This is a genomic window from Bradyrhizobium sp. FW305-F6 (assembly GCF_058782905.1).
Map to the genome: position 1 here is coordinate 2288815 of NZ_JBYSYD010000001.1, position 17666 is coordinate 2306480.

A 17666-nucleotide genomic window follows, 5' to 3' on the forward strand; every position below is an offset into this window, starting at 1 on the left:
CGATGGCGAAATTCACCGTCCGGCGCCTCGTCCTTGCCGCTGCACTGACCGCAATCGCGGCGTTTGCGCTTATCACTTTCAACGCCCGCCCGGCGGCTGCACAGGCATGGGAGTGCGGGTCCGAGTGCGGTGAACCAGAGCCCACTCCGTCTCCCACCTATTCTCCGTCGCCAAATCCGTCCCCGACCTATTCTCCGTCTCCGTCTCCGTCTCCGTCACCCACTCCGACCCCCTCCCCATCGCCGAGCCCTTATCCCTCGCCTTCGCCGAGTCCGGATCCGGCGCCTTCGCCGAGCCCGTATCCTCCGCCGTCGGGACCCACCGGCGCGGATTCCAGCGGCAATTCGATCGGCGGCCTTGCCAACCAGCGCTTCAACCAGATGATCACCAACCGGGTCCTCGGCACGGTGCTGCTCGGCGTCAACGAGCAGATCAATTGCGGCGACTGCGTCAGCGCGTTCGGCTCGGCGGGCTCGTTCTCGGCCGGCATCCACGGCCGCAAGGCGCTCACCAACAATCTCTCGCTGCTCGCCGGCATCGCCTACACGCATTACGACGGGGGCGGCTACAAGATCACCAGCGCACCGATCGGCGCTTTCGCGCTGCGTTACGATTTCACCGATTGGGGCTCGTCGCGCCCGTTCTTCGATGTCGGCGCGATCCTGACGCCATGGGAGAAGGCACGTTACACCCGCAGCTACGACACCAGCCTCGGCCCGGTGAGCGTGACCAGTTCGACCAACGCCTCGAACTACGCCGTCTATGGCCGGGCCGGCTGGATCAGCCGCCTCTCGCCGCGCGACGAGGTCGCGGCCTCGATTGAGGTCTGGCAACTCTGGCAACGCGTGTCCGGCTACAGCGACAGCGCCGTGGCCTTCAATCCATTCGATGCCACGATCGCAACCGGCACCGACCGCACCAGCCTGGTCAAGATCGGCGGCCAGTGGACGCATCTGTTCGGCAACAACATCGAGACCAACATCAATGGCGGCTGGGTGCAGTCGTTTGCAAGTCACAGCGGCATCGTCGCCACCGTGACCGGCAACGGCACAGTGGTGCCGACCATGGGCAACCAGGGCTGGTTCGAATATGGCGGCCGCCTCGGCTTCCGCGTGCAAAAAGGCTGGATCGTGGATCTCTTCGCCAACGGCACGCTGGGCCCGCAGCCGGTCGGCAACACCATTCACGGCGGCGTGGGATTGAGGATCAATTATTGATGCGCCTAGGCGCAGTTTCGTAGGGTAGGCAAGGCGACAGCGTGCCCACCACCTTTCTCAATCGGAGACAGATGGTGGGCACGGCGCAAGAGCGCCGTCGCCCACCCTACGATATTGATCGTGTAGCGAGAGCATCTGCACTACGCCGCCGACTTGCCTTCGAACGCGCGCCGCAGCACTTCGACGTCCAGCTTGACCATCGTCATCATGGCCTGCACGGTCCGCGCCGCCGCGGCCTTGTCGGGGCTCGACAGGAAATCGAATAACGCTGTCGGCACCACTTGCCACGCCACGCCCCAGCGATCCCTGAGCCAGCCGCACTGTTCTTCCTTGCCGCCATGGGCGAGGAACGCGCTCCAGACGCGGTCGACCTGGGCCTGATCGTCGCAATGAACCATCAGCGAGATCGCGTGGGTATATTCCATCTTCATCCCGCCGTTGAGCGCGACCAGGGGCTGCCCGGCCACCGTGAACTCGACGACGAGCACCGAACCCTCCTTGCCGGAGGGACCATCGGAAACGTTGTGCTGAACGTGCGTGATCGCCGAATTCGGTACGAGCGAGACGTAGAATTTTGCAGCGTCCTCGGCATCGCCGTCGAACCACATGCACGGCACGAGCTTGGTCATCGTGAATGCTCCTTTTCCGGTCTGCTGGTTTCGGCTCAGGCGTTTGCCATGTGGGGCTGCAGAGGCGCGGCCGAAAGGTCCATCCAGTTCACGCCCCACATATGGCCGTCAGGATCCTCGAAGCTGCGGCCGTACATGAAGCTGTACTCGTCCTTCGGGCCGGGATCGGCCGCGCCGCCCGCAGCCTCGGCCCTGCCGACGATATCGTCGACCTCACCGCGGCTGTCCGCGGACAGGCAGAACAACGCCTGGTTGGAGCTCCTGGCGTCCGCGATCGGCTTCGGCGTGAACTGGCGAAATTTGTCGTGAGTCAGCAGCATGGCGTAGATGGTCTCGGAAAAGACCATGCAAGACGCCGTCTCGTCGCTGAATTGCGGGTTCTTCACCGCGCCGACTGCCTCGTAGAACGCGGTCGATCGCTCGAGGTCAGTCACCGGCAGGTTGACGAAGATCATCTTTGGCATCGGAGGCTCCCTGGACGAGTTCTGCCCAAGGACGCGCGGCCAGAGCGCCATCCGACACCGCTTCCGAGATTTTTTCGGCGTGAGCCGCCGTGTTTCTGCCGCAAAGAACCCCGCGGCTCTGGCAGCCTTACTTCTTCTCGTTCGGATCGCGGTGGACGGGGTCGATCCACAGTACGGTCTCAGGCTTCTCGACCGGCTCGATATCGAGGTTGATCGCCACCGCCTCGCCGTCGCTGCGCACCAGCACGCATTCGAGCACCTCGTCCGGGCTGGCGTTGATTTCCTGGTGCGGCACGTAGGGCGGGACAAAGATGAAGTCGCCGGGGCCGGCTTCCGCGGTGAACTGCAGGCTCTCCCCCCAGCGCATGCGCGCCTTGCCCTTCACCACGTAGATCACGCTTTCGAGATGGCCGTGGTGATGCGCGCCGGTCTTGGCATCCGGCTTGATGCTGACGGTGCCTGCCCACAATTTCTGCGCGCCGACGCGCGCGAAATTGATCGCGGCCGCGCGGTCCATGCCGGCCGTGGACGGCACGTTGGTGTCGAGCTGGTTGCCGGGAATGACGCGCACGCCGTCGTGTTTCCAGCGATCATCGTGATGATCGTGGTCATGGTGGGCGTGCGTATGGTCATGGCCGGTCATGGGACTTGCTTTCTGTTGGTTCCGTGCGCGGCAAACTAGCCCGAGCGGTATCCGCGGGCCAGAGCAAATTCGGAACCCTCGTCGCAGCAAGACGTTGTCTTTACGAACGAGCTGAAAAGGAGAATTTCATGGGTAGCACGACCGACAAGATCAAGGGCACCGCAAACGAAGCGATGGGCAAGGCCAAGCAGGGTATCGGCGAAGCCACCGGGTCCGACCGCCTGAAGGGCGAGGGCGTGATCCAGGAAGTGAAAGGCAAAGGCCAGCAGGCCATGGGCGACGCCAAGGAAGCCGCGGAAGATGCGGGGGATCGGGCCGCGGCGGCCGCCAAGCGCGCGACCGAGTGACGCAAGGCATTTGAGAAGCCAAAGACCGGCCGAGAGGCCGGTCTTTTTGTTTGGACCGCCCTCTCCGTCATCGCCGGCGCGTCTTGGCCCGGGCTTGACGGGGTGGCAGCGACGTTACTTTACCGCGAGCAGTTCCACGTCGAACATCAGCGTGGCGTTCGGCGGGATCACGCCACCGGCGCCGCGGGCGCCATAGCCGAGTTGCGACGGGATGATCAGCGTGCGCTTACCGCCGACCTTCATCGAGGCGACGCCCTCGTCCCAGCCGGCGATCACGCGGCCCTTGCCGATCGGGAATTCAAACGGCTCCTTGCGATCAACGGAACTATCGAATTTCTTGCCCTTCTGACCGTTCTCATAGAGCCAGCCGGTATAGTGCATCACGCAGATCTGACCGGGCTGCGGCGAAGCACCGGTGCCGACGGTGGAGTCGATGATCTGCAAGCCAGAAGCTGTGGTCATGGTCTTTCCTGCGGTCTGGGCCGAGGCCGGAGTGGAAACGAGATCGAACACGCCGGCGGTCACGGTGATCGCGAGGGCCGACATGAGAGCGGGGAGCATGCGTTGGAAACGCTGCATGAGAAACCTTCCGTTCGAGGCGGGAGGTGTCTAGCCCAACGCCGCCGCCGTTTCCACCCCTTCCGATGAGATAAGGGCGGCGCAGCAATGCCGCGCCGCCCTCGTCCACTTGTCCTGATCTCGCGGGAACGCCCCCGGCGATCAATAGCCGAGCGCGCAGCCGTCCTTGCGGGGATCGGAGCCGCCGGTCAGCGTGCCCTTGTCCCAATCGATCCAGATCGCCTGGGCGCCGCCGAGCGGACCAACCACACTTGTGGTCTTGTGGCCCAGCTTCTTCAGGCCTTCGACGATGTCGGCCGGCACGCCGTCCTCGAGTTGATACTGGCCCTCGTAGTGCAGACCGCGCGGCATGTCGATCGCCTCCTGCACGTCACAACCGTAGTCGAGGATGTTGGTCAGCACGTGCGTCTGTCCCGTCGGCTGATACTGTCCGCCCATCACGGCGAACGACATCGTCGACCGGCCGCCCTTGGTCAGCAGGCCCGGCATGATCGTATGCAGCGGGCGCTTGCCGCCTTCGATGCAGTTCGGGTGGCCGGGCTGGATGCGGAAGCCGCCGGCGCGGTTCTGAAGCAGCACGCCGGTCTTGTTGGAGACGATGGCCGAGCCGAAGGAATGCGCGACCGAATTGATGAACGAACAGACGTTGCGGTCCTTGTCCACGACGGTGATGTAGATGGTCGAGGGGTTCATCGGCGGCGCGACGTTCGGCAGGTCGAGCATGCCGTCCATGCTGATCTTGCCGATATACTCGTCGGCAAAACCCTTCTCCAGCATCTCGGCGACGTTGATTTTCATGTGCTCGGGAGAGGCGACATGCATCTCGCGGTTCATGTAGGCGATGCGTGCCGCTTCCGCCTCAAGATGGAAGCGCTCGACGCTGACGGGCGCATATTTGGTCAGATCGAAACGCGACAGGATGTTGAGCATCAGGAGCGCGGTGACGCCCGGGCCGTTCGGTGGGCACTGCCAGAAGTCATAGCCCTTGTACATGGTGCCGATCGGCGTCGTCACCTCAGTGGTATGCGCGGCGAAATCGTCGAGCGTGTGCAGACCGCCGATGCCGCGCAACGTCTCGACCATGTCCTCTGCGATCTCGCCCTTGTAGAATGCGTCGCGGCCGTCCTTGGCAATCGCCCGCAGCGTCTTGCCGAGCTCGGCCTGACGGATGACGTCGCCGGCCACCGGCGGCTTGCCGCCCGGCAGCAGGTAGCGCGCCGTGTTGGTGCCGGCCTTCAGCTTCTCGAACTGGTTCTTCCAGTCGAAGGCGATGCGCGGGGCGACGACATAGCCCTCCTCGGCCGCCTTGATCGCGGGCTGGAGCAGACGGTCGAAGCCGAACTTGCCGTGATCACGCAGGACAGTGGCGAAGGCGTCGATCACGCCGGGGATCGAGACCGCGTGCGCCGAGGTGAGCGGCACGGAGTTGATCTTGCGCTCGAGATACCAGTCGACATTGGCCGCGTTGGGAGCCCGGCCGGAGCCGTTATAGGCGATGATCTTGCCCTCGCCGCGCGGCTGGATCAGCGCAAAGCAATCGCCGCCGATGCCGGTCGATTGCGGCTCGATCACCCCGAGCAGCGCGGAGCCGGCGACCGCGGCGTCCACCGCGGTGCCGCCTTCGCGGAGCACCTCGATCGCGGCGAGCGAGGCCTGCGGATGCGAGGTCGCCACCATCGCGTTGGTGGCGTGGACCGTGGACCTGCCGGGGAAATGGAAGCTTCTCATCGAATGTCTTGCTCTCTTGGGCATCGGCGCAGGGGGCGCGCCATCTCGGAAAAAACCGGGTCTACATGACACATTCCCGCCCGCCGGGGCAATGCTGGCATACCAGGTAAATGGCTGCCATCCGCTGGCCGAATGGACGTTCGACGCGGCTAGCCATGCGGGTTTTCCGGAGGGGCGCGGCCTGCTAAATGGGCCGCCATGCCTGATCCGAATTCGGCCACCAAGGTCGTTGCCTTCTATCAATTCGTCACCCTCCCGGATTACCGCGAGCTGCGCGAGCCGCTGCGCGCGTTCTGCGCCGGCCTCGCGTTGAAGGGCAGCGTGCTGCTGGCGCAGGAGGGCATCAACGGCACGGTCGCCGGGGCCCCGGAGGCGATCGATGCCCTCCCCCGCGAGCTCGCACACGGCGACCTGTTCGGCGGCAGGCTCGACAATCTCGAACTGAAATTCTCGACCGCCGAAGCGATGCCGTTCGGGCGGCTCAAGGTGCGGCTGAAGAAGGAGATCGTCACGCTCGGCGATGCGGCGGCCGATCCGACCAGCCGGGTCGGCACCTACGTCGATGCGGGCGAATGGAACGCGTTGATCTCTGCGCCCGGCACGCTGCTGCTCGACACCCGCAACGCCTTCGAGGTGGCGATGGGGACGTTCGAGGGCGCGGTCGACCCCGGCATTAAGAGCTTTGGCCAGTTCAAGAACTTTGCCGCTGCCAGCCTCGATCCCGCCAAGCACAGAAGGATCGCGATGTTCTGCACCGGCGGCATTCGCTGCGAGAAGGCGAGCGCGCATCTGCTCGCCCGCGGCTTCGCCGAGGTCTATCACCTCAAGGGCGGCATTCTCAAATATCTAGAGGAGGTGCCGGAGGCGGAGAGCCGTTGGCGCGGCGAATGCTTCGTATTCGACGAGCGCGTGGCGCTCGGCCATGGTTTACGAGAACTTGGTTTGCGAGACCAGGGCCGGCGCGAACAGGAATTGGGGAACGCCCGTGACGAATGAGATCAAGGCGCTGAGCGAGCGCATCGACACGCTGGAGACGCGCCTTGCCTACCAGGACGACACAATCGAGACGTTGAACCAGACCATCACCGCGCAGTGGAAGCAGATCGACACGCTGACGCGGCAGATCGCACAGCTCAGCGAGCGGCTGCAGGACGCCGAGGCAAATGCGCCGGGGCCTACCAACGAGGCTCCGCCGCATTATTGAAAGGTGTTACTGACCGGACGCCTCGAGCATCAGGTCAGCGACCTCGCCCGACATCATCAACCGGTTGCGCCCGGCCTCCTTGGCGGCGTAGAGCGCCTCGTCGGCAGCTTCGACCAGCGTGGCCACGCCCGCGGTGCGCTCCAGCGCCGGCCGGCAGGCTGCGCCGCCGATCGAGGCGGTGACGCATCCGGCCGGCAGATTTGTGCTGTGCGCGAGGCCGGCCTCGTGGATGGCGCTGCGGATCCGCTCGCCGATCCGGGCGCAGCCGGCAGCGTCGGTGTTCGGTAGCAGCATCGCGAATTCCTCACCGCCATAGCGCGCGGCCAGATCGCCGGCGCGCTTCGTCTCGGCCGCGATGATCTTTGCGACCAGACGCAGGCAGGCATCGCCGGCGGGATGGCCGTACTCGTCGTTGTAGGCCTTGAAACGGTCGACGTCGATCATCAGCAAGGCGAGGCTGGAGCGATCGCGATAGGCGCGCGCCCATTCCTCTTTCAGACGCTCGTCGAAGCGGCGGCGATTGGCGAGGCCGGTGAGGCCGTCCTCGATCGCAAGCGTCTCCAGCCTGATTTCCAGCCTCTTCTGCTCGGTAATGTCACGCGTGATCGCGACCATGCCATCGACACTGCCGTTGCCCTTGCGTGTCACCCGCATGGTCGATTCGAGCCAGACGTCGCCGTGCTGCCGGTGCGCGTTGCGGTAGGTAAGCCGCGCCTCTTCCCTCTCGCCACGCTGCAAGGCGCCGACGATGGCCTTGACCTCCGGCAGATCGTCCGGGTTGACGCCCCCAAGAGCCGGCGTGCCGATCAACTGATCGGGGCGCCAACCGACGACGCGCACCGACGAGGGCGAGACATAGCGCAGCCGCTCGTCGAGGCCGATGCGCGTCACCATGTCGCTGGAGCCTTCGGCGAGCAAGCGGAAATGCGCCTCCTTCTCGGCCAGCGCGACGGCCATGCGCTTGCCCCGAAACAATTGCCGCACCAGCACGCCGCCGATCACTGCAATCAGCATCACCAGCGCGAGCACATGGAGCATGCGCGAGATCGCCGCGGTTCGCCAGGGCGCGAGCAGTTCCTCCTTGTCCAGCGTGGCTACCAGAACGAGCGGATAACGGCTGCTGCGCCAGAAGAAGCTGACGCGCTCGGCGCCATCAAGCGGCGATTGAAAATGATAGGCCCCGCTCGGCCGCTGCAGGCTGGGGTCGCGGAAGAGCGCGGTGTCGGCAACGCTGCGTCCAACGAATTTGTCGTTGCCGGGATTGCGCGCGACGATGATGCCGTCGGCATGAGTCAGTGCGACGGAACTGTTGCGGCCGATCTCGAACTGCTCGTAGAAACGCGAAAGATAGTTGGCGCTGATGGTCGCAAGCGCGACGCCGCCGAAGCTGCCATCCGGCTTGTTGAAGCGGCGCGAAAGGGTGACGACCCATTCGCCGTCGAGCAGGCTCTTCACCGGATGGCCGATATGAGGCTCTCGCTTGCGCGACAGCTGGTGATAGCGGAAGAAACCATCATCGCTCAAGGTCGATCCGATCGTGCCGGGCGAGGTCAGCCAATTGCCCTGATCGTCCATGATAGCGAGGCTGTGAATTCGATCGATCGCCTTCTTGCGCGCGTCCAGGATGATCCCGAGCTTGCCGATCGTGGCCGGCCCGGCGCCGTCCATCTCCAGCCGGCTGACAACGCCGACGACGGCGGTATCCAGCAGGTCGAGACTGTCCTCGGCATGCTGCCTCAGCGAGCGCGCGACATTCGCCAGTTCGGTTTCGGCGGCCTTGAGCACCGCATCACGAGCTGCCCATTCGCGCCAGCCGCTGACGCCAAGGATGGCTATGCAGGTCAGCGCGACGAACGCCGCCGCCCGTAACGGCAGACTCAGTCCGGCTTTTTGGGTCGCAGCATTCATGCGGCAGAGTTTCTCCGATCGTTCGGAAACTCTGCCGCTTCTATCGGTGAACTCTGAAATCACTCCTGAAGCCGGGCGAGATCCGCCCCGGTTCCAGTAGTCCTACGGACACCGCAATCAGCCCATCGCTAACAGGGCGTTAGCGAACCCGTCGGAATCCGGCCTCCCGCCTTCTAGCTGAAGATCCGCTTGACCTTGCCCCAGAGCGAGGGACTGTCGGCATCAGCATCGGCTTTCGAGGGGGTCGGCTGCGCGGCGCTCACAGGATCGGAGGCCGGGAACGTATCCTTCAGCCCGGAGTCGAGCTTGGACTGCCGATCGGCGGCGAGGGCCTCGTGTAGATCGTCGGCATGCTTGTCGTGCGGGGCGGGATTGAATGTCTCAGCCATGATCTCCTCCATCGGCGGGTCAACGCGGCTCGATTGTCCTGGTTCCCCTGTTCCGCTGAGGACCGCGGCGGTGTATCAAGGGCCCTCACCTTCTGCAGGATCCTTGGTGCCCCAGTCTCCGACGAAACCCTTCATCGACGTGCTCTCCGGCCGGCGCCAAGCCATCCCGCCCATGTGGATGATGCGCCAGGCCGGGCGCTACCTGCCGGAATATCGCGAGGTGCGCGCCAAGGCGGGCGGCTTCCTCGATCTCTGCTTCAACCCAGAGCTTGCCGCCGAGGTGACGCTGCAGCCGATCCGCCGGTTCGGCTTCGATGCGGCGATCATCTTCTCCGACATTCTGGTGATCCCTTATGCGCTCGGACGTGAGGTGCGGTTCGAGGCCGGCGAGGGCCCGCGGCTCGAGCCGCTGGACGATCCCGCCAAGGTCGCGACGCTGGCGCCGCGCGCGGATCTCGGCAAGCTTCAGCCGGTATTCGATGCGCTGAAGCTGGTGCGCGGCGCGCTCGATCCCAAGGTCGCACTGATCGGCTTCTGCGGCGCGCCGTGGACGGTTGCGACCTACATGGTCGCCGGCCACGGCACACCCGACCAGGCGCCGGCCCGGATGATGGCCTACCGCCATCCCGAAGCGTTCTCGAGAATCATCGACGCGGTGGTCGACAGCTCGATCGAGTACCTGCTGGCGCAGCTCGCCGCCGGCGCCGACGCTCTGCAGATCTTCGACACCTGGGCCGGCGTGTTGCCGCCGGCCGAGTTCGCGCGCTGGTCGACCGAGCCGACGCGGCGCATCGTCGAGGGCGTGCGGGCCAAGGTGCCGGATGCGAAGATCATCGGCTTTCCGCGCAGCGCGGGCGCGCTGCTGCCCGGCTATGTCGAGGCGACCGGCGTCGACGCGGTCAGCATCGACTGGACCGCGGAGCCGGCCTTCATCCGCGAACGCGTGCAGAGCAAGGTCGCCGTGCAGGGCAATCTCGATCCGCTCGTGCTGATCACGGGCGGCGCCGCGCTCGACCGCGCGGTCGACGACGTGCTGGCGAACTTCGCGCAAGGACGGTTCATCTTCAACCTCGGCCACGGCATCCAGCCGGAAACGCCGATCGCCCATGTCGAGCAGATGATCAAGCGCGTGCGGGGGTAATCCGTCCGCCCCCGATGGGGCGGACGCAAAAACACGAAAACAACCCCATGCACAGTAGGCAAGCCGTTGAAAACGCTCGACCTGCATGACCGGCTCAGGCGCGCCTTGACACGTCGGGCAAAACAGGAGCGCGCGGGCATCACCACCCGCGCCATCAGTGAACGGTGCGGCGCCCCGAGGCGGTGAAGCGCTCCTTCGAGGCCTGCGCCCCCTTGAAGGCCATGATCGAAAGCTGCGCGGTCGTCTTGACGCCGGCCTTCTGCATGATCCGGGCGCGGTGATCCTCGATCGTCCGCGGACTGATGCCAAGCTTCCGCGCGATCGCCTTGCTCGATGCCCCCGCGATCAGATGATCCAGCACCTGGCACTCGCGCTTGGTCAGTCCTCGCGATTGCTTGAAATGCTCGACCGGGTTTGCTGAATGCGCCGGCTGGCCGCCGCCGGCCGACGCGATTCGCGCAACCAGGTCTGCCGGACTGAATGGCTTCTCGACGAAATCAGCCGCTCCGATGTGAAGTGCATGCACGGCGGTCGGAATATCGCCCTGACCCGACACCATGAGGATCGGGGCCGGACAGGTTCGATCGGTCAGTTGTCCAAGGACATCCAGCCCCGAAATTCCCGGCAGACACAGATCGAGAAGAATGCATGCCGGCGAGGCATTTCGCGCCTTCGCGATCAGTGCTTCGCCATCGGCGAAGAAAACCGGCCGATAGCCTGCTCTTTCGAGGACGACCCTCAACATCGCGCGCGTCGTCAGATCGTCTTCGAGAATGAATACCTCGTTCTCCGTCATCGTCGTCGCCTTTCCGTTCAAACCGCAACTGCTATGCGCTGAGTGCCGCGGCAGGAAAAGCGAAAGTCACCAAGACGGTTCGCGACCAAATAACGACAAGTTCGCGTAAAATTGCAGCAGATTAGGCCGGAATTAACGCTTTCAGCGCGGCCGGCTGCGCTCGATGATCTCCGCCGCACCCTTCGCCAGCAGGTCCAATCCCACCGCACGGCCGAGCTCGCGCGGACGATTGGCGAAGCCATCGCGCCCGGCCTCAATGATGGTGTTGCCGGAGAGGTCGAGCACGGACGCCGTCAGCGCCATCCGATCGACAATGACGGTCGAAAATGCCGCCACAGGCGAATTGCAATGGCCGTTGAGCACCCACAGCACCTCGCGCTCGGCGTCGGCACAGGCACGTGCGGCCGGATCGTCGATCGACGAAAGGATTTGTCGCGTCTGCCAGTCCTGCACGGCGCATTCGACGGCGACGATGCCCTGCCCTGCCGCGGGCAACATCTCCGCTGCCGTGAATTCATAGCCAATGCGGCCGGACAAGCCGACACGATTGAGGCCCGAGCGAGCCATGATCAGTGCATCGGCCGGTCCGACCGTGCCGCCGTCGGGTAGCCGTTGTTTCTCGCCGTTGTCGAGCTTTCGCACGCGCGTGTCGGCTGCCCCGCGGAAGTGGATCACCTCCACCTCCGGAAACAGGCGCCGCACATAGGCTGCCCGACGCACGGCGTTTGTGCCGATCTTGAAGCCCTTGCCACGGGACTGGCGCAGCGCCTCAAGGGTCACGCCGTCGCGCAGCACCAGCGCATCACCGGGCGGATCGCGCGACAGCGTGGCACCGATGACGAGACCCGGCGTATCCTCGTTGCCCGGCATGTCCTTCAGCGAATGCATAGCCGCCTGGAGCTCGCCCGACAGCACGGCGGCGCGGATCTGCGCCACGAAGGCGCCGCCCTTGCCGCCGTGGGGCAGCAGCTTGCTGGTCTGGTCGAGATCGCCCGTGGTGTCGAACTTGACGATCTCGACGTCGAGACCGGGCACGGCGGCGACGAGGCGGCGCGCGATCTCTTCCGTCTGCGCCAGCGCCATGGCGCTCTTGCGTGTGCCGATCTTCAGTCGCGTAGCCAAGTCGTGGTCCTCTCAATGATCGCGGGTCAGCGCGCATCCTCCAATATCATGTCGGAGGCCTTTTCGGCGATCATGATGATCGGCGCGTTGGTGTTCCCGGAGACGAGGTCCGGCATGACCGAGCCATCGACGACGCGAAGGCCGTCGAGCCCCCTCACCTTCAGCCGCTGATCGACCACCGCGAGCGCGTCGTTGCCCATACGACAAGTCGAGGTCGGATGATAGATGGTGCTGCCGCGCTCGCGGCAATAATCCAGGAGCTCGGCGTCCGTCGATACCTTCTCACCGGGATCGTATTCGCTGACCACGAACGGCTTCAGCGCCGGCGCGTTCAGGATCTTGCGCAGGATCTTCAAGCCCTCGACGTTGGTGGTGCGGTCGGTCTCGGTCGACATGTAGTTGATGCGGATCTCCGGCGGCACGCTCGGGTCGGCGCTCCTGATGCGCAAGGTGCCTCGGCTCTCGGGCCGGAGCTGGCACACCGAGGCGGTGAATCCGGAGAAGGCGTGCAGCTTCTCGCCCATCTTGTCGGTCGAGAACGGCAGGAAGTGCACCTGGATATCGGGCGAAGCCAGGCGCGGGCTGGTCTTGAAGAACGCGCCTGCCGTCCCGGCTGCGATCGTCAGCCAGCCCTTGCGGAACAGGGCATAGCGCGCGCCGGCCATGGTGCGGCGAAACGGATGATTGACCGTGTCGTTGAGCGTGATCTTCTGTGAGCAGCGCATCACGATGCGGACCTGCATGTGGTCCTGGAGATCGCGGCCGACGCCCGGGGCGTCCAGCACCACGTCGATGCCGTGCTGGCGCAGCAGATCGCCGGGGCCGACGCCGGAGAGCTGGAGCAGCTGCGGCGAGTTGTAGGCGCCGCTCGACAGCACGACCTCCTTGCGCGCACGGGCGCGGCGCAAGGCGGCGCCTTGCCGGTATTCGACGCCGACGGCGCGGCGTCCTTCGAAAAACAGACGCTGGGCGTGTGCGGAAGTTTCGATCTTGAGATTGCTGCGCGCCTTCGCGGGACCGAGATAGGCCACCGACGTCGAGGCGCGGCGGCCGTTGCGCGTCGTGGTCTGGAACAGGCCGACGCCTTCCTGCGTCGCGCCGTTGAAGTCGGGATTGTAGGGCAGGCCGGTCTCGACCGCGGCGTCGATGAAGGCCTTCGACAGCGGATCGGTCACGATCATGTTGGACACCGGCAGAGGTCCGCCCGTGCCGTGATACTGGTCGGCGCCGCGCGACTGGTTCTCGGCCTTCTTGAAATAGGGCAGCACGTCGTCATAGCCCCAGCCGGTATTGCCGAGCTGGCGCCAGCGGTCATAGTCCTCGTGCTGGCCGCGGACATAGAGCAGCCCGTTGATCGAGCTCGACCCGCCCAGCGTCTTGCCGCGCGGCTGGAACACCTGACGGCCCTTCAGCTCGGGCTCCGGCTCGGTCTGGTACATCCAGTTGACGGTCTTCTCCTTGAACAGCTTGCCGTAGCCGAGCGGCACGTGGATCCAGATGTTGGAATCCTTCGGGCCGGCTTCGAGCAGCAGCACGCTGTGCTTGCCGTTCGCGGAGAGCCTGTTGGCGAGCACGCAGCCGGCGGAGCCGGCACCAACGATGATGTAGTCGAACTCGGGATCTGACGGTGCAAGGGCGGAATTTGCGGTCATGCGCGACTGTTCTTCTTGTTGACGAGGGCGTTTCGAGTTCTGAGTAGCACGATCATGGCTTGACGCGCAGCGCCTCGACCAGCGACTTGAACGCACGGGCGTATTCCGCGCCTGCCCTTGCGATATCTGTGCGGCCGGCGCAGGCGACCGCAGCCTCCGTCACCGCGCCGAGCAGCAGCCGCGCCAGCGGCTCGACCGGCTGGCGCGCGATCAGGCCCTGCTCCATTGCAGTCGAGAGAGCGCGCGGCAGCTTGCCGCCAAAATGCTGCGCGTCGATCTCGCGCCAGCGCTCCCAGCCGAGCACGGCCGGCCCGTCGCGCAGGATGATCTGTCCGGTCGCCCCCTTCGCGGTCGCGGCGAAGTAGTGCTGCGTGCCGGCAACCATGGCGGCGAGCACGTCCTTCTCGGCGCGTGCCGTGCGGTCGATCTCGACCACGAGATCGCGCGAGACCTGGTCGAACACGGCTTCGAACACGGCTTCCTTGGTCTTGAAGTGATGATAGACCGCGCCCTTGGCGACGCCGGCTCCTTCCGCGATCTCGTCCATGGTGGTCGCGGCAAAGCCCTGCGTCCCGAACAGGCGCCGCGCCGCCGTCAGGATCGCCTCCGATGTCGCCGCCCGCCGCTCCGCTTGCTTGGCCATGGGTCTCGTCTAGTCGAATTGGGCTCGGGCCACCAGTTGACTTTTAGACCGTCGGTCGGTATTTACCGACCACCAGTCGGTTATTTCTTGAGGTGCGTCATGCCGAGCCGTGAGATCGTCGAAGCCTTTGCGAAGCGGCTGGAGGATGGCGACTTTGTCGGAGCGATCCTCGACTATTACACGCCTGATGCCGCGACCTACGAGAATCTCGCCGCACCGGTGATCGGGCGCGACAAGCTCGCGGACAAGGAACGTGGCGTACTGGCGGCGTTCAAGCAGGTTACTGCCGTGCGCATCGGCCCAAGCCTGATCGATGGCGACATCGTCGCCAGCCGCTGGAAATTCTCCTTCACCAGCGCCGAAGGCGTCACGCGGACGCTGGAGGAGATCGCCTGGCAGACCTGGCGAGGCAACGAGATCATCGAGGAGCGGTTCTTCTACGACCCGAAGCAACTCGGACGGTGAGCAGGATCGCGCCTATCGATACAGCATGACCGCGGCCAGGCCGATCAGAGGTGCAAGAAACCGGACGGCCTGCCACCGAGAGCCGTCGATCGACCAGCGTCCGTAGAAGACGGTGCCGCCGCGTTGGGATGGCGGCGCCGGTTGATCCCGAAATGCCTTCCATCGCGCCTCGGCGGGCCCGAGAAAATCTTCCGGCTTGACGGTCATGTCGGCACTGCTCAGCACCACCTGCATCATCTCGCCTTTCGGCTGAAACATGGCTTCAGTCCCGGGTGGCGCGAAGAAGCTGCGCTTAGAGGCGATGTGCTGCTCATAGAAGTCCCGATCGACCGTAACGGCCGCAGCATGTGAACTGACGTACGGCACACCCGAGATGCCGGGAACGACGAGATGGCCCACTCCGTGCACCTCCTGCCAGGGAATGAAGAGACCCTTGAGCCACGGCCTGTGAAACCGGATGCCCGCGGAAGACATGGAGATGACCGCCCGATCCGCGTAGAAGTGGCGGTAGGCTGAAAACGCGATCCATCCGAACCCCAGATACAGCAGCATCCAGCCGAAAACGTTCAGCGATGGATTCACGAGATGGCTCCAATAGAGGCTGCGCATGGCGCCGACGTAGCTGGAGCGGCCGCTTGTCCCGCCGACCAGCACGCTGATCACACCGATGACGCCGGAGACGATGATCAGGACCAGGAGGCCGATCAACAATTCGAGAAGCAACGGCAGGCCGGACCGTCCGATCAGGGTCGTGAGTGCATAACCTGCGAACGCCAGCCCCAGCAGAGCCACATAGACGACGGCCAAAACCGCGCCATGCTGGCCGCGGCTCTCGGCATGAAGCGCGACCGCGAGGCCGGCGACGCAAGCCCACATGGCCCAGGGAAGGCGGTCCATCCGCCATTTGTCCATCGTGTATTCGACCGTTGCCGACACGTCGGCTGAAGGCTCGCTCATGCACAGGCCCTCGGAAATTCGAACGCATCCCTTCCGACGCGGCGCACGGTCGCCTGATCGGTCCGGGAAACGTATCACGCAATCAGGGGGACGTCCCGATCCGCTGACGAGCACACACAGCAACGCAGCGGCGGGGCGCGGCGATTGCGAGGGGACTTGTCATTTAACGACTGATCGGTCTATATATCTGCATGAGGCAAAACACGCCAGCGCCGATGCCCCGTGGCCGGCCGCGAAGTTTCGACGTGGACGCTGCCGTCGAACGCGCGATGGACGTGTTCTGGTCGCGCGGCTATCACGCCACGGCGCTGCCAGATCTCCTTCGCGCGACCAAGCTGTCGCGGGGCAGTCTCTACGCCGCTTTCGGCGACAAGCATTCGCTCTTCTTGCGCGCGCTCGATCGCTACATCGCGGATGCCTTGGCGCGGATGGATGTCGAATTCGATCCCCGGAACGATCCGGTCGACGGCCTGCGGGCCTACCTGGTCGGCTACGTCGAGCGCACCAGCGGAAGCAACGGCCGGCGCGGATGCCTCCTGGTGGCGACGGCCATGGAATTGGCTGGCGGAGATGCCGACGTCGGTCGGCGCGTTGCAAGATTCTTCAAGGCGATGGAAACCAAGGTGACGGAGACCTTGTCCCGCGCGAAAGCGGCGGGCAGGTTGGCCGATGGCGTCGAGCCCGCAACGGCCGCGCGAATTCTCGTCTGTTTCGTCGAAGGGCTGCGTGTGGTCGGCAAAACGGCACCGCCACGGACCACATCGCAGGCGGCCGTCGACGCTCTCATCGGCCGTTTCGTCAGGTAATCACGCCGTGACGCTCCCGCTGATGGTTACGCATATATTTGGACTGATCAGTCTTTAAAAGGACGTGCGCCATGTCTGCCATCCAGATCGTCTGCGCGATCGCCGTTCCCCTGATCTGGGGCTATCAGTTCGTGGCCATCAAGGTAGGCGTTGCGGAGTTTCCGCCGCTCTTCTTCCTCGCACTGCGCTTTCTGGCCATAGCACTGCTGCTTGTGCCGTTCGTCGCCAGGCCCACGCGTCGACAGCTCGGCCCGGTCGCAGCCATTTCGCTTTTCCTGGGCGGACTGAATTTCGGGCTCTTCTACGTTGGCCTCGGGCTCGGCTCGGGAAGCATGTCGGCCGTCGCATACCAACTCGCCACGCCCTTCACGGTCCTGTTGGCCTGGCCGCTGCTGGCGGAGAGACCGTCACTTGCCACCTGCGCCGGAGTGATGCTTGCATTCGTCGGCGTGGCCGTGCTGGCGGCGGAGCCGGGCCAGTCCACCAACCCGCTTCCACTGCTGCTCGTGGTCGGAGCGGCTTTCGCCTTCGCGGTATCCAACGTGCTGACGAAACGCTACGGCCCCTTTGACCCTTTGATGCTGATGGGATGGTCGTCGCTGCTCACGGTGCCGCAGGTCATGCTGATGTCGCTGCTGCTGGAATATGGACAAGCGGCGAGCCTTGCGGCGGCGGGCGAACGGGGCTGGCTGGCGCTCGCCTACACGATCTTCGTGGGGGGAATAATCGGTTTTGGTCTCTGGTTCTGGCTGATCGCCCGTTGCTCGATGGTGCGCGTCGCGCCCTTCGGTCTGCTGCTTCCGGTTTTCGCCCTGCTCTCGAGCGTACTGTTTCTCGGCGACCGACTGACGCCGAAGCTGATCGTCGGCGGGCTGCTCGCGATGTCGGGGGTCGCCATCACCCAGCTGGGGCCGCGCCCTCGCCCCGCTTGATGTCCGGCCTGCCGGGGATTTGTATCGATTTGTTATCGATACTG

At 64.8% G+C, this 17666-nt stretch carries 20 protein-coding genes; 8 read left to right on the forward strand and 12 right to left on the reverse strand.

Features of this window, described 5'->3' with window-relative positions; all coding sequences use genetic code 11:
- The first annotated feature begins 2 nt into the window (after positions 1-2).
- Complete coding sequence (locus AC3WLX_RS10995; protein WP_492335845.1) at positions 3-1217, forward strand: hypothetical protein; 1215 nt, start codon at positions 3-5, stop codon at positions 1215-1217.
- A gap of 140 nt (positions 1218-1357) precedes the next feature.
- Here AC3WLX_RS10995 and AC3WLX_RS11000 read toward each other — a convergent pair whose 3' ends face one another.
- The 3 genes from AC3WLX_RS11000 to AC3WLX_RS11010 form a co-directional block, all read right to left on the reverse strand.
- On the reverse strand, positions 1358-1846 hold the full coding sequence (locus tag AC3WLX_RS11000) for a VOC family protein (protein ID WP_492335846.1): 489 nt from the start codon (positions 1844-1846) through the stop codon (positions 1358-1360).
- Positions 1847-1881: 35 nt separating this feature from the next.
- A complete protein-coding gene (locus AC3WLX_RS11005; RefSeq protein WP_492335847.1) occupies positions 1882-2310 on the reverse strand; it encodes a VOC family protein in 429 nt (142 codons plus the stop codon).
- Between the two features lie 127 nt (positions 2311-2437).
- Positions 2438-2953 (reverse strand): cupin domain-containing protein, encoded by a 516-nt coding sequence (locus tag AC3WLX_RS11010; protein ID WP_291628654.1) that lies wholly within the window; start codon positions 2951-2953, stop codon positions 2438-2440.
- A gap of 128 nt (positions 2954-3081) precedes the next feature.
- Here AC3WLX_RS11010 and AC3WLX_RS11015 point away from each other — a divergent pair, with 128 nt between their 5' ends.
- Positions 3082-3300, forward strand: a complete 219-nt coding sequence (locus AC3WLX_RS11015; protein ID WP_291628657.1) for a CsbD family protein — start codon at positions 3082-3084, stop codon at positions 3298-3300.
- 114 nt (positions 3301-3414) lie between these two features.
- Here the strand turns inward: AC3WLX_RS11015 and AC3WLX_RS11020 are convergent, their stop codons facing one another.
- Together AC3WLX_RS11020 and ggt are read right to left on the reverse strand one after the other, a co-directional pair.
- Positions 3415-3879, reverse strand: a complete 465-nt coding sequence (locus tag AC3WLX_RS11020; protein WP_492335848.1) for an FKBP-type peptidyl-prolyl cis-trans isomerase — start codon at positions 3877-3879, stop codon at positions 3415-3417.
- Positions 3880-4020: 141 nt separating this feature from the next.
- Positions 4021-5607, reverse strand: a complete 1587-nt coding sequence (ggt, locus tag AC3WLX_RS11025) for a gamma-glutamyltransferase (protein ID WP_492335849.1) — start codon at positions 5605-5607, stop codon at positions 4021-4023.
- 198 nt (positions 5608-5805) lie between these two features.
- On the opposite strand from ggt, the gene trhO reads away from it, so the two are divergent.
- Together trhO and AC3WLX_RS11035 are read left to right on the forward strand one after the other, a co-directional pair.
- Entirely contained in the window at positions 5806-6603 is a 798-nt protein-coding gene (trhO, locus tag AC3WLX_RS11030; protein WP_492335850.1) for an oxygen-dependent tRNA uridine(34) hydroxylase TrhO, read from the forward strand.
- Positions 6593-6811, forward strand: coding sequence for a SlyX family protein (locus AC3WLX_RS11035; RefSeq protein WP_291631920.1), 219 nt, complete (start codon positions 6593-6595; stop codon positions 6809-6811). Before trhO ends, AC3WLX_RS11035 begins: the two co-directional genes overlap by 11 nt.
- 6 nt (positions 6812-6817) lie before the next feature.
- Here the strand turns inward: AC3WLX_RS11035 and AC3WLX_RS11040 are convergent, their stop codons facing one another.
- Entirely contained in the window at positions 6818-8719 is a 1902-nt protein-coding gene (locus AC3WLX_RS11040) for a diguanylate cyclase (protein WP_492335851.1), read from the reverse strand.
- A gap of 173 nt (positions 8720-8892) precedes the next feature.
- On the reverse strand, positions 8893-9108 hold the full coding sequence (locus tag AC3WLX_RS11045) for a hypothetical protein (RefSeq protein WP_492335852.1): 216 nt from the start codon (positions 9106-9108) through the stop codon (positions 8893-8895).
- 106 nt (positions 9109-9214) lie between these two features.
- Between AC3WLX_RS11045 and hemE the strand changes: the two genes are divergently transcribed.
- A complete protein-coding gene (gene hemE / locus AC3WLX_RS11050) occupies positions 9215-10249 on the forward strand; it encodes a uroporphyrinogen decarboxylase (RefSeq protein WP_492335853.1) in 1035 nt (344 codons plus the stop codon).
- Between the two features lie 154 nt (positions 10250-10403).
- On the opposite strand, the gene AC3WLX_RS11055 is transcribed toward hemE, so the two are convergent.
- From AC3WLX_RS11055 to AC3WLX_RS11070, 4 genes are all read right to left on the reverse strand, one after another.
- Positions 10404-11045 (reverse strand): response regulator transcription factor, encoded by a 642-nt coding sequence (locus AC3WLX_RS11055; protein WP_492335854.1) that lies wholly within the window; start codon positions 11043-11045, stop codon positions 10404-10406.
- Between the two features lie 141 nt (positions 11046-11186).
- Complete coding sequence (hemC, locus tag AC3WLX_RS11060) at positions 11187-12167, reverse strand: hydroxymethylbilane synthase (protein WP_492335855.1); 981 nt, start codon at positions 12165-12167, stop codon at positions 11187-11189.
- A 26-nt stretch (positions 12168-12193) separates the two neighbouring features.
- The gene (locus tag AC3WLX_RS11065) at positions 12194-13819 is read right to left on the reverse strand and encodes a GMC family oxidoreductase (RefSeq protein ID WP_492335856.1); all 1626 of its coding nucleotides are present in this window, start codon (positions 13817-13819) and stop codon (positions 12194-12196) included.
- A 52-nt stretch (positions 13820-13871) separates the two neighbouring features.
- On the reverse strand, positions 13872-14462 hold the full coding sequence (locus tag AC3WLX_RS11070; RefSeq protein ID WP_492335857.1) for a TetR/AcrR family transcriptional regulator: 591 nt from the start codon (positions 14460-14462) through the stop codon (positions 13872-13874).
- A 99-nt stretch (positions 14463-14561) separates the two neighbouring features.
- Here AC3WLX_RS11070 and AC3WLX_RS11075 point away from each other — a divergent pair, with 99 nt between their 5' ends.
- The gene (locus tag AC3WLX_RS11075; protein WP_492335858.1) at positions 14562-14927 is read left to right on the forward strand and encodes a nuclear transport factor 2 family protein; all 366 of its coding nucleotides are present in this window, start codon (positions 14562-14564) and stop codon (positions 14925-14927) included.
- Positions 14928-14939: 12 nt separating this feature from the next.
- Here AC3WLX_RS11075 and AC3WLX_RS11080 read toward each other — a convergent pair whose 3' ends face one another.
- A complete protein-coding gene (locus AC3WLX_RS11080) occupies positions 14940-15863 on the reverse strand; it encodes a hypothetical protein (protein WP_492335859.1) in 924 nt (307 codons plus the stop codon).
- 266 nt (positions 15864-16129) lie between these two features.
- Here AC3WLX_RS11080 and AC3WLX_RS11085 point away from each other — a divergent pair, with 266 nt between their 5' ends.
- On the forward strand, positions 16130-16690 hold the full coding sequence (locus AC3WLX_RS11085; RefSeq protein WP_492335860.1) for a TetR/AcrR family transcriptional regulator: 561 nt from the start codon (positions 16130-16132) through the stop codon (positions 16688-16690).
- 71 nt (positions 16691-16761) lie between these two features.
- A complete protein-coding gene (locus AC3WLX_RS11090) occupies positions 16762-17622 on the forward strand; it encodes a DMT family transporter (RefSeq protein ID WP_492335861.1) in 861 nt (286 codons plus the stop codon).
- The last annotated feature ends 44 nt before the right edge of the window (positions 17623-17666 follow it).

Bases quoted from the DNA above. Each gene is read 5' to 3' on its own strand.
- AC3WLX_RS11010 (WP_291628654.1), bottom strand. From the start codon at position 2,953: ATGACCGGCCATGACCATACGCACGCCCACCATGACCACGATCATCAC.
- AC3WLX_RS11015 (WP_291628657.1), top strand. From the start codon at position 3,082: ATGGGTAGCACGACCGACAAGATCAAGGGCACCGCAAACGAAGCGATG.
- AC3WLX_RS11020 (WP_492335848.1), bottom strand. From the start codon at position 3,879: ATGCAGCGTTTCCAACGCATGCTCCCCGCTCTCATGTCGGCCCTCGCG.
- AC3WLX_RS11055 (WP_492335854.1), bottom strand. From the start codon at position 11,045: ATGACGGAGAACGAGGTATTCATTCTCGAAGACGATCTGACGACGCGC.
- ggt (WP_492335849.1), bottom strand. From the start codon at position 5,607: ATGAGAAGCTTCCATTTCCCCGGCAGGTCCACGGTCCACGCCACCAAC.
- AC3WLX_RS11005 (WP_492335847.1), bottom strand. From the start codon at position 2,310: ATGCCAAAGATGATCTTCGTCAACCTGCCGGTGACTGACCTCGAGCGA.
- AC3WLX_RS11075 (WP_492335858.1), top strand. From the start codon at position 14,562: ATGCCGAGCCGTGAGATCGTCGAAGCCTTTGCGAAGCGGCTGGAGGAT.
- AC3WLX_RS11070 (WP_492335857.1), bottom strand. From the start codon at position 14,462: ATGGCCAAGCAAGCGGAGCGGCGGGCGGCGACATCGGAGGCGATCCTG.
- trhO (WP_492335850.1), top strand. From the start codon at position 5,806: ATGCCTGATCCGAATTCGGCCACCAAGGTCGTTGCCTTCTATCAATTC.
- AC3WLX_RS11000 (WP_492335846.1), bottom strand. From the start codon at position 1,846: ATGACCAAGCTCGTGCCGTGCATGTGGTTCGACGGCGATGCCGAGGAC.
- AC3WLX_RS10995 (WP_492335845.1), top strand. From the start codon at position 3: ATGGCGAAATTCACCGTCCGGCGCCTCGTCCTTGCCGCTGCACTGACC.
- AC3WLX_RS11040 (WP_492335851.1), bottom strand. From the start codon at position 8,719: ATGAATGCTGCGACCCAAAAAGCCGGACTGAGTCTGCCGTTACGGGCG.
- AC3WLX_RS11045 (WP_492335852.1), bottom strand. From the start codon at position 9,108: ATGGCTGAGACATTCAATCCCGCCCCGCACGACAAGCATGCCGACGAT.
- AC3WLX_RS11065 (WP_492335856.1), bottom strand. From the start codon at position 13,819: ATGACCGCAAATTCCGCCCTTGCACCGTCAGATCCCGAGTTCGACTAC.
- AC3WLX_RS11090 (WP_492335861.1), top strand. From the start codon at position 16,762: ATGTCTGCCATCCAGATCGTCTGCGCGATCGCCGTTCCCCTGATCTGG.